The sequence below is a fragment of the Methylobacillus gramineus genome, assembly GCF_020532675.1.
Taxonomy (GTDB): Bacteria; Pseudomonadota; Gammaproteobacteria; order Burkholderiales; family Methylophilaceae; genus Methylobacillus; species Methylobacillus gramineus.
In genome coordinates this window covers 795,996-805,615 of the sequence record NZ_JAJAVE010000003.1, presented here as the reverse complement: position 1 = coordinate 805,615, position 9,620 = coordinate 795,996, and the positions used below count along the sequence as shown (strand labels likewise).

Sequence of the window (9,620 nt, the reverse complement as noted above, 5' to 3'; positions counted from 1 at the left end):
GAGGGGCGCATTATACAGACCTTTTTAATTCGGTCAAGCTAGTTTCGAAATTAATTTACATCAACTTCTTCACCAACTTCGCTACCACCACCTCGTTCAGCGAGCCGCGCATTTTACAGATCAGAATATTTTCGTCAACCACATTCTGTAAAATATTTTCACTGGTTGCGGGGACAGGATTTGAACCTGTGACCTTCGGGTTATGAGCCCGACGAGCTGCCAGACTGCTCCACCCCGCGTCCGATTCGCCGCTTCGTTATTCACGTTGCGTCGAGAGGTGAAACTATAGCAAGCCTAGGGGTTTCATGTCAACGCATTTCTTATGATTCTTTAAGTCCACTGCGCTGCAGGAGCCGATTTTTCTGCAATTCTTCTTAGCAATCAAGACGTTTATGTCGTTTACTATTTTGACGTCAAAGTGATGGATGTTGGCTATTAATCAGTACAGAGCGCACATAAGCCAGGTCAGCTTCTGTATCTACACCTGCTGCAGGGGCTTTGCTAGTGACTTCCACACTGATTTTATAGCCATGCCACAAGACCCTGAGTTGTTCCAGTGACTCAAAATGCTCAATTGCAGAAGGCGACAGGGCAGCATAGGCTCGCAGAAAGTTAGCTCTATAAGCATAAATACCGATATGCCTATATATAGGCATATCGGTGGGTACATCCTGATTAGCCGCAAAAGCATCCCTAGGATAGGGAATAGGTGCGCGACTGAAATACAGTGCATGACCCTGATTATCAAGCACCACCTTCACAATATTGGGATTAAGGATGGATGGGGTATCGTGAATGCTGTGGCAGGCAGTCGACATGTGGGCTTGAGGATGGGCAGCCAGATTGTTTGCCACATCCTGGATCAATATCGGATCAATCAGCGGCTCATCCCCCTGAACATTCACCACAATCGCGTCATCTTGCCAATGCTGCAACTCTACAACTTCAGCAATCCGGTCTGTTCCTGACAGATGATCAGTGCGTGTCATCACTACATTGAATCCATAAGCAGTGACTGCCTCGGCAATACGCTCATGGTCAGTCGCTACCACCACCTCTTCTGCACCACTGACCAGCGCTTGCTCAGCCACCCGAACCACCATGGGCTTTCCCGCAATATCTAGCAAGGGCTTGCCGGGCAGACGACTACTCGCATACCTTGCCGGAATCACGACTTTAAATGACACGTCCTATACCTCTTCTTCTGCAGGCAGCTTACGTGCTTCATCTTCCAGCATCACTGGGATACCATCATTGATCTGATATGCCAGACGACAAGGTTTGCAGATAAGCTCTTGCTCAGCTTTCTTATAATGCAATGGTCCTTTGCATACAGGACAGACCAGTAGTTGCAGTAATTTTGTTTCCATATTCAATCTTTCTTAAGGTTGTAGCTGGCCAGCTTGCTACCTATTTTATCAGTCAGGGCATGATCAATCACTGCAGACACTGGCAGAAACCACCAGTTAGCCTGGGCAAACAACACACACTTCACCGCATCCTTTTCCGTCATGAGTATCACATCGTCTACTGCGAACTGTAAATCAGTCACGGTAAATTCATGGTGATCGGGAAAGCTGTGAGGCTCCACATGCAACCCCATCAGTGCGAGCTGGTTGAAAAAGCGCTGTGGATTACCGATACCTGCCACCGCATGTATGCGCTTACCAGCGAATGCATCTACAGATACTCGCTGCATTGGATCCTGCAGATTATGAAACGGGCCTGGGGCCATTTGCATCAGGTAAGCCCCAGCCGCAGGAGCTCCGCCATTGAAAACCACCGCATCCACCCTTGTAAGCCGTGCAGGGCTTTCACGCAATGGCCCGGCTGGCAAAAGCTGTGCATTACCGAACTCTCGCTCGCCATCCACAATGACAATTTCCACATCCCGCTGCAACGCATAATGCTGCAAACCATCATCACTGATAATCAAATTGCATAAGGGAAATTGTCTTAACAAATGCCGTGCTGTCCTGGCACGCTTTCTACCAACAAACACAGGCACTCCAGTGCGCTGGGCCAACAACGAAGGCTCATCCCCAACCACTTGCGGCAAGCTATTGTCATCAACACGTTGCGTATGGCTAGCACTACCGCCATAACCTCGACTGACGATACCGGGGCGCCAGCCCTGCTCTTGAAGTTGCTCGACCAGCCAGATCACGAAAGGAGTCTTGCCGGTACCCCCGACACTGATATTGCCCACCACGATCACAGGCACTGGTAACTTGTGAGATTTGAATACGCCCAAGCGATAAGCCTGGCGACGCAAAAGAGAAAGAAGTCCGAACAACCAGGAGAATGGTCGCAACACGATCTGCCACGGACCATTGTGGTACCACTGATCAACTAGCCATGTACTGAATGGCTGCTTCATTACTTAATGAAATTGCTTTTGATAAAGTTTGGCGTAGTGACCACCCAACGCAAGCAGCTCTTCATGACTACCGCCCTCAATGATTTCCCCCTGCTCCATGACCAAGATACGGTCAGCGTTTTCAATCGTCGATAAGCGATGAGCAATAACAATCGAGGTTCGGTTCTGCATCAACTCATCAAGTGCCGCCTGCACATGGCGCTCAGACTCTGTGTCCAGCGCAGAAGTCGCTTCATCCAAAAGCAAGATGGGGGCGTCTTTGAGAATGGCGCGGGCAATTGCTAGGCGCTGGCGTTGCCCACCTGACAAACGGACACCACGATCACCAATTTCACTTTGCAAGCCATCCGGCAATTGCTCGATAAATTCCCAGGCATGAGCTGCCTTGGCTGCGGCAATGACTTCAGCTTCAGTCGCATTGCGCAGCACACCATAAGCAATATTGTTGAATACGCTATCGTTGAACAGGATCACATCCTGGCTGACCAAGGCAAACTGCTGGCGCAAATTCTGCAGCGTCATGCTGCGCACATCCACACCATCCAGCATGACTGCCCCTTGCTGCACTTCATAAAAACGCGGCAGCAAGTTCACGAGCGTGGTTTTACCTCCACCGGAGCGTCCAACCAGGGCTATCTTTTCACCAGGCTTGACTGTAAAGTTAAGATTTTTCAATGCCGGACGCTTGGCATTGGCATATTGCAGGGTCACATTGCTGAACCCAATTTCGCCTTGAACGCGGGCAATTTGATTGGAGCCAGGATTATCTTCAGGAATACTGTCCATCAGATCAAATACACTGTGAGCCGCAGCCAGGCCAACCTGCAACTCTTCATTGAGACTGGTCAAGGTTTTCACGGGCCCGATCAACATCAATAATGCGCCGATAAAGGCCGCAAACTCACCCGCACTGAACTTGCCCACGGCATAGTAAACCACCAATGCCAGCGCCACCCCTGCCAGCAGTTCCACCACCATACTGTTAATACCAGACAGTCTGGCCAACCGGATCTGCATACGGCGATTCTGGCCTGCCACTTTGGCAAAACGCTGGTATTCATAATCGCTACCACCAAAAATCTTCACCATACGCTGACCAGACACGGCCTCTTCTATCACCTGTGTCATATCGCCCATACTCTGTTGCACCGCTTTACCAGAGAAACGCAACCTGGGGGTCATGCTTTTCAAGTACCACGCCATGACAGGCGCTACCACAGTAAAAATCAATGTGAGCTGCCAGTCCAGATAGAGCATATAGCCGATCATGCCAAAGATAGTCAGCGTATCCCGCACGGCGCTCATGGCCACCTTGGTAGAAGCACCCGCCATCTGCTCAGTATCATAGGTCAGCTTGGATGTAACGGCCCCAGCAGACGTCGCATCAAAGAAACTGACGGGCAAGCTCATTAATCTGGTGAAAGCATCCTGGCGCAGATTCTCGACCACCCGCCTGGCAACCCAACGCATGGCAAAGTTGGACACGAAGCCTGCAATTGCCCGAATCGCGAGCAAGCCGAACAACATGAAGGGAAGAATATGCAGCTTGCTGGAGTCCTGATTGACAAACCCCTCATCCGTCACCAATTTGATGGTGGCAAGAAAGCCAGTATTGGTGGCAGAGAATGTCACCAATGCAATGACACTGATCAGGAATACCCCCCAGTACCGGGCTGCATATTTCAGAAGGCGCAAATAAAGGACTTTGCCACTGGGCACAGAAGCCTGAGTTAGATTCTCAGGTGCGTCTTTGGACATTATTGATACTTTAAAAAATTAAGAGCCGGAGCGGACTTGGGTAGCAAAGGTAATCTGACTATATCCAGCCTGCCGTGACGCTTCCATCACATTGACCACTGCCTGATGCGTACTCTTGGCATCGGCGCTGATGACAATCGTAGGATCCTTGCCATCCCCTACCGCCTTGCGCAGGGCATCTGCTATGCCTTCGATGGAGCCATCGGATACATCTTTGTTATTGACCACGTAGCGGCCGCCCTCATCTACCCCCACATTAATAATCAGTGGTTTATCCTGAGGTGTATTGGCTTCAGCGGTTGGCAGGTTAATTTGCAGCTCGGTAACACGAGAAAATGTGGTGCTGACCACCAGGAAAATAATAATCACCAGTAATACATCAATCAGCGGCACGAGATTCATCTCGAGCTCTTCGTGCTTTCTGCCTCGTTGAAAATTCATTCCTTACGCTCACCTTGAATAATTTCAACCAACTTGATCGCTTCCTGCTCCATTTCAACAATGAAGCCATCAATCTTGCCGCGGAAATAACGATAGGAAATCATGGCAGGCACCGCCACCACAATCCCGCCTGCCGTGTTGTACAAGGCAACAGAAATACCGCGGGCAAATTGGGCAACATCATGACCAGTCGCAGTGAAAGCACCAAACAGCTCCACCATCCCGATCACCGTACCCAGCAAGCCGAGTAGCGGACTGACCGTCGCAATCGTGCCTAGCGTATTGAGGTATTTCTCCATCTTGTGCGCGACAGCACGACCAGACTCCTCAACAGCCTCCTTCAACACTTCTCGCGATGCGCCTAAATTATTCAAGGCGCTGGCGAATATTTCCCCAAGCAAGGAATGCTGTTCAAGCTTGGCCAAGGCGTCAGGAGTAATACCCGCGCGCCCTTGCCCCAGCCATCTTTGCACTTCAGGCAGCAAGGTCTTAGGTACGATATGATTTTCGCGTAACGCGATCAGCCGCTCAATGATAATGGCGACTGCAACGACTGATGCAAAAATCAGCGGCCAGATAGGCCATCCAGCCGCTTTAATAATCTCCCACACGAAGTGCCCCTAACATGTTCTATAAAGTGGCGTTACTTTATCGTGCGTTGCCAGTTTCAGCAAGGGAAGACGATGTAAAATCCACAGACTGATCGTGCCAGTAGCGTCGTGCCTGCTCTCGCCAACGCGTCATGACCACCCCGTGCCCCTGTTTGAAATCCATGATCACCGCCCCATCCCAATCTGAACGATAAGGTATTGCCCCTATCGATTCATAGCGTTCCACCACATCAGGGCGTGGATGTTTGAAGCGATTGCGATAACCCATGGAAAAAATGACAGCCCGTGGGCTTGTTGCCTTGATGAACCCAGCGGTAGATGAGGTTTTACTGCCGTGATGAGGTGCAACGACAATATCCGTCGCCAGCGCTTTGGGAGCGCTATCAAGCAATTCATTTTCGGCACTTCTCTCAATATCCCCAGGCAATAATACACTGCCGCCCTTACTCTGAATGCGTAATACGCAACTACGATTATTGGTCTTCAGTTGCGGCGGCAGCTTGCTGGCATCTGCTGGATACAATATGTCAAATCGTACCTCATCCCAATACCAGACCTGTCCGGCACGACAAGGTAGGCGATAGGACTTTTCCAGCTCAGGCTTATCTTCTGGCAAAGCATTTAACACCCAGCCCACTGGTACTTCTACCAGCACAGAGGCAAGACCTCCAGTATGATCAAGATCGTCATGGCTCAGCACCATGCCATGCAGCCTGCTGACCCCCTCCCCACGCAGGTAGGGCACAACAACCTGATTGCCGGCATCGCTGTCAGCCGAGTATCGGGGCCCTGTGTCATACAGCAGCGTATGTTTAGCCGTCTGCACCACCACTCCCAGCCCCTGCCCAACATCCAGCACCGTTACACGCATATCGCCCGCCACAGGACGTGCTGGCGCAATCATAAATAAGGGCAAGACTGCGACTACGCCAAGCCAGCGCAGAGGGAACCCTTTGGGTAACAAAAGCCACAACACGCCCAGGATGGATAACAGCAACGTCCAGAGAGGTGGTGAATATTGCTGCCAGACAGCCGCAGGCATCACGCTCAACAAATCCATGCCCTGCATGGCCAGCACCATGATCCAGTGCGCTAGAGATAAGGGCCAGTCCAGTGGCAACAGACTTCCAAGCAAGGTCAATGGCACAATCACCAGGCTTACAAGAGGAATCGCAAATGCATTGGCCACAGGAGAAATCATGGAGAATTGCTGGAACAGCATCAACAAAAGGGGCATCAACCCCAACGTCACAGCCCACTGCGTGACCACAGCATCGCGCAACCAATGTGGACGCTGTAAACGGCCACCCATCACGTATCCAATCAGCGCGACCGCCCCAAATGACAACCAGAAGCCCGCCGCCATGACTGCCCACGGGTCAAGAATTACGACCACCAGCAATGCCAGTATCAATACCCTAGCCAGCCCGACTTGCCGCCCTGACCACAAGGCCAGTGCAAACACCACCAGCATGTACAAGGTACGTTGAGTAGGCACTGAAAATCCGGCGATCAAGGAATAATCCAAGGCAATGACAGCGCCTGCAATCACCCCTGCTTTGCGCGCCGGCACATGCAATACGAGTTTAGGTACCCTGCGCCACAGCTGATACACCAGTGCATAGAACATACTGGCCAGCATCGTAATATGCAGGCCAGAGATGCTCACTAAATGCACAATCCCGGTACGACGAAACACCCGCCAGTCATCCTGGCTGATAGCGCCATCATCGCCAATCGCCAAGGCTTTCAGCACGCCAGCGTAACGCTGATCCTGCAACACATCATCCATGCGCTGGCGCACCTTCTCCCTTGCCGCCTCAATCCAATAAGCAGGTCTATGTACAAATGCACTCAATCTGGCAGGAGTCGGTACCTCGCGGATATACCCACTGGCGCGTATATTGTGCTCCAGCGCCCATCGCTCGAAATCATAACCATGCGGATTGGCAGTCCCATGTGGGCGCTTGAGCCTGACTGTCAGCTTCCAGCGCTCCCCGGCATGAAATCGTGATACTGCATGCTCCATTGCCGGAAGCCTGGACTGATGCGAGCGCAGACTGCCAACAAAACCACCCTGGTATTGCATCAAGGAAACTCTACTCGGCACCACACCATCGGCTGTTAGCACTTGCTCCACATCAAGATCAAACCGTTGACCACGCTCATGAATTTTCGGCATGGAGGCGACTACACCTATCAACTGGATATCTTGGCCCTCCCACTCATGCGGGAGCTGATCTGACAAGCGTACATTGGCGATCAAAGCAGCCCAGATAAAGCCGGCAAGCAATCCAAACAGAGCTAACGGCAATAAAGACAAACGGGAATAGCGGCGGAAACGCCAGAACAAGAATAAAAGGATCAGCAAACCCCATCCCAATTGCAGGGAGGGTAGTTGTTGCATCTGCTGCAATGCCCAGGCACCGGCAACAAAAGTCAGTGCAAAAACGGGCATCACCATCAGTGTAATCAGGCCGGACTTAACCTGCCGTCTTGCAATCGATATTGACGTTGCATGCGGGCAGCAAGCTCAAGATCATGAGTCACGACAACTAAACTAGTACCCTGGTCCCGATTTAATTCCAGCAAAAGATCAAATACACCTTGTGCGGTATGCCGGTCCAGATTGCCCGTAGGCTCATCCGCCATCACACACCGTGGATTAGTGACCAAGGCCCGTGCCACCGCAGCACGCTGGCGCTCTCCACCAGAAAGCTCGCCAGGCATATGCTCGAGGCGATGCCCCAAGCCCACACGGGTCAAGACACGCGCAGCCTCTTCCAGCGCCTGCTCTCGCGGCAAGCGCCGGATCATCAGTGGTAAGGCGACATTCTCCAGCGCGGTAAATTCTGGCAGCAAGTGATGAAACTGGTACACAAACCCCAAGGCATGATTCCGCAGCTCACCACGCCCCGCCTCACTCAGGGTAGCCAGCGGCTTGCCCATGACCGTCACATTACCTGCACTCGGTTCATCCAGCCCACCCAGCAGGTGCAACAAGGTACTTTTCCCTGATCCAGAAGTACCGACAATCGCCACCTGTTCACCAGCCCCAATCTCGAGGCTGATGCCATTCAGCACAGAAACATCCAGGCCTGCATAGGTTTTCTGTAAATCCACACACTGGATAATCGCGGCATTATTCATAGCGCAATGCCTCCGCAGGGTTGATTCTGGAAGCCCGCCAGCTGGGGTACAAGGTCGCAAGCAAGCTCAGGATAAAAGACATGACGGTAATCACCAATACATCGGCCCAGATCAATTTGGAAGGCAGGTCACTGATGTAATACACATCCTTCGCCAGGAATTGCACGCCGAAGAGACGCTCAATCAACGGCACAATGGTATCGATATTCAGCGCAATCAACACCCCGAAAAAGGCACCGACAATAGTGCCAACCACGCCAATCAAGGCACCTTGCACAATAAATATCTGCATGATGCTGCGAGGACTGGCGCCAAAAGTGCGCATAATCGCGATGTCCGCACGCTTATCCGTCACAGCCATCACCAGCGTGGAAACAATATTAAATGCTGCGACCGCCACAATCAGCGCGAGAATAATGAACATCACGCGCTTTTCCATCTGGATGGCGCGGAAAAAATTGGCATGTTGCTGGGTCCAGTCACTAATATAGTAGTTACCCTTACCCATCAGCCGCTCACCCAGCTGACGCGCCACCTGCGGCGCACTGAACAAATCATCCAGCTTGAGGCGAACGCCTGAAACACTGCTACCCATGCGATACAGCTTGGCTGCGTCATCCATGTGAATCAAGGCTAAGCCAGCATCGTACTCATACATCCCGATTTCAAATAAACCCACCACTTTGAATTGCTTGATGCGTGGCACAACGCCTGTCGGCGTAAATTGTCCTTGAGGCGCCATGAGCACCACTTTATCCCCCAGCACCACACCAAGTGACTGCGCCAACTCCGACCCAAGCACCACGCCAAACTCCCCTGGCCTGAGTGCATCGAGTTTGCCTGCACGCATATGGCTACCCAGCTCGGCAACCTTGTCCTCATCGCTGGGCAATACGCCGCGAATCAAGGCTCCCTGTACCGCCTGACCAAAGGAGAGCATGCCCTGAGCCATCACATAAGGAGCTGCAGCCTGCACATGTGGAGCGCCTTGTACATTACCAACCAGGCTTTGCCAGTCATCAAGCACATTATTAGGCCCTGTAATCTGTAAATGCGAAGCCACACCCAGAATGCGGTTGCGCAACTCATCCTGAAAACCATTCATCACCGACAATACGACAATCAATGCCGCAACACCCAGGCCTATGCCTATCATGCTGGTCAGGGAAATAAAGGAGATAAAGTGATTACGCCTTTTGGCCCGCGTATAACGCAAACCAATAAAAAGCTCGTACGGAAGTTGTCTGAAAAATGCCATGCCGCATTCTAGCGTGAAAGCC

General features: G+C 51.7%; 9 protein-coding genes and 1 tRNA gene. All 10 read right to left on the bottom strand.

The annotated features are described in order from the left end of the window. Nucleotides 1–162 precede the first annotated feature (162 nt). Nucleotides 163–239: transfer RNA gene (locus LG201_RS14310), tRNA-Met, on the bottom strand. Between the two features lie 174 nt (nt 240–413). Next, the gene (gene kdsB, locus LG201_RS14305) at nt 414–1,187 is read right to left on the bottom strand and encodes a 3-deoxy-manno-octulosonate cytidylyltransferase (protein ID WP_226772878.1); all 774 of its coding nucleotides are present in this window, start codon (nt 1,185–1,187) and stop codon (nt 414–416) included. Between the two features lie 3 nt (nt 1,188–1,190). Continuing rightward, the gene (locus LG201_RS14300; RefSeq protein WP_226772877.1) at nt 1,191–1,370 is read right to left on the bottom strand and encodes a Trm112 family protein; all 180 of its coding nucleotides are present in this window, start codon (nt 1,368–1,370) and stop codon (nt 1,191–1,193) included. A gap of 2 nt (nt 1,371–1,372) precedes the next feature. Then, nucleotides 1,373–2,380 (bottom strand): tetraacyldisaccharide 4'-kinase, encoded by a 1,008-nt coding sequence (lpxK, locus tag LG201_RS14295; RefSeq protein ID WP_226772876.1) that lies wholly within the window; start codon nt 2,378–2,380, stop codon nt 1,373–1,375. Between the two features lie 3 nt (nt 2,381–2,383). Then, nucleotides 2,384–4,138: a lipid A export permease/ATP-binding protein MsbA gene (msbA, locus tag LG201_RS14290; RefSeq protein WP_226772875.1), complete on the bottom strand. Its 1,755-nt coding sequence runs from the start codon at nt 4,136–4,138 to the stop codon at nt 2,384–2,386. An 18-nt stretch (nt 4,139–4,156) separates the two neighbouring features. Then, complete coding sequence (locus LG201_RS14285; RefSeq protein WP_226772874.1) at nt 4,157–4,579, bottom strand: ExbD/TolR family protein; 423 nt, start codon at nt 4,577–4,579, stop codon at nt 4,157–4,159. Continuing rightward, nucleotides 4,576–5,190, bottom strand: a complete 615-nt coding sequence (locus LG201_RS14280; RefSeq protein ID WP_226772873.1) for a MotA/TolQ/ExbB proton channel family protein — start codon at nt 5,188–5,190, stop codon at nt 4,576–4,578. Before LG201_RS14280 ends, LG201_RS14285 begins: the two co-directional genes overlap by 4 nt. Before the next feature lie 37 nt (nt 5,191–5,227). Continuing rightward, nucleotides 5,228–7,654 carry a DNA internalization-related competence protein ComEC/Rec2 gene (locus tag LG201_RS14275; RefSeq protein WP_319006060.1) on the bottom strand — a complete coding sequence of 809 codons (2,427 nt, stop codon included), beginning with the start codon at nt 7,652–7,654 and terminating at the stop codon, nt 5,228–5,230. A gap of 8 nt (nt 7,655–7,662) precedes the next feature. Then, nucleotides 7,663–8,340 carry a lipoprotein-releasing ABC transporter ATP-binding protein LolD gene (lolD, locus tag LG201_RS14270; RefSeq protein WP_226772872.1) on the bottom strand — a complete coding sequence of 226 codons (678 nt, stop codon included), beginning with the start codon at nt 8,338–8,340 and terminating at the stop codon, nt 7,663–7,665. Next, the gene (locus LG201_RS14265; protein WP_226772871.1) at nt 8,333–9,598 is read right to left on the bottom strand and encodes a lipoprotein-releasing ABC transporter permease subunit; all 1,266 of its coding nucleotides are present in this window, start codon (nt 9,596–9,598) and stop codon (nt 8,333–8,335) included. The genes lolD and LG201_RS14265 overlap by 8 nt, the downstream gene beginning before the upstream one ends. Nucleotides 9,599–9,620 lie beyond the last annotated feature (22 nt).

What these genes read in the sequence shown, in the direction of transcription:
- LG201_RS14300 (WP_226772877.1), bottom strand. Translation starts at nt 1,370, where the DNA reads ATGGAAACAAAATTACTGCAACTACTGGTCTGTCCTGTATGCAAAGGA.
- lpxK (WP_226772876.1), bottom strand. Translation starts at nt 2,380, where the DNA reads ATGAAGCAGCCATTCAGTACATGGCTAGTTGATCAGTGGTACCACAAT.
- msbA (WP_226772875.1), bottom strand. Translation starts at nt 4,138, where the DNA reads ATGTCCAAAGACGCACCTGAGAATCTAACTCAGGCTTCTGTGCCCAGT.
- LG201_RS14285 (WP_226772874.1), bottom strand. Translation starts at nt 4,579, where the DNA reads ATGAATTTTCAACGAGGCAGAAAGCACGAAGAGCTCGAGATGAATCTC.
- LG201_RS14275 (WP_319006060.1), bottom strand. Translation starts at nt 7,654, where the DNA reads ATGGTGATGCCCGTTTTTGCACTGACTTTTGTTGCCGGTGCCTGGGCA.
- lolD (WP_226772872.1), bottom strand. Translation starts at nt 8,340, where the DNA reads ATGAATAATGCCGCGATTATCCAGTGTGTGGATTTACAGAAAACCTAT.
- LG201_RS14265 (WP_226772871.1), bottom strand. Translation starts at nt 9,598, where the DNA reads ATGGCATTTTTCAGACAACTTCCGTACGAGCTTTTTATTGGTTTGCGT.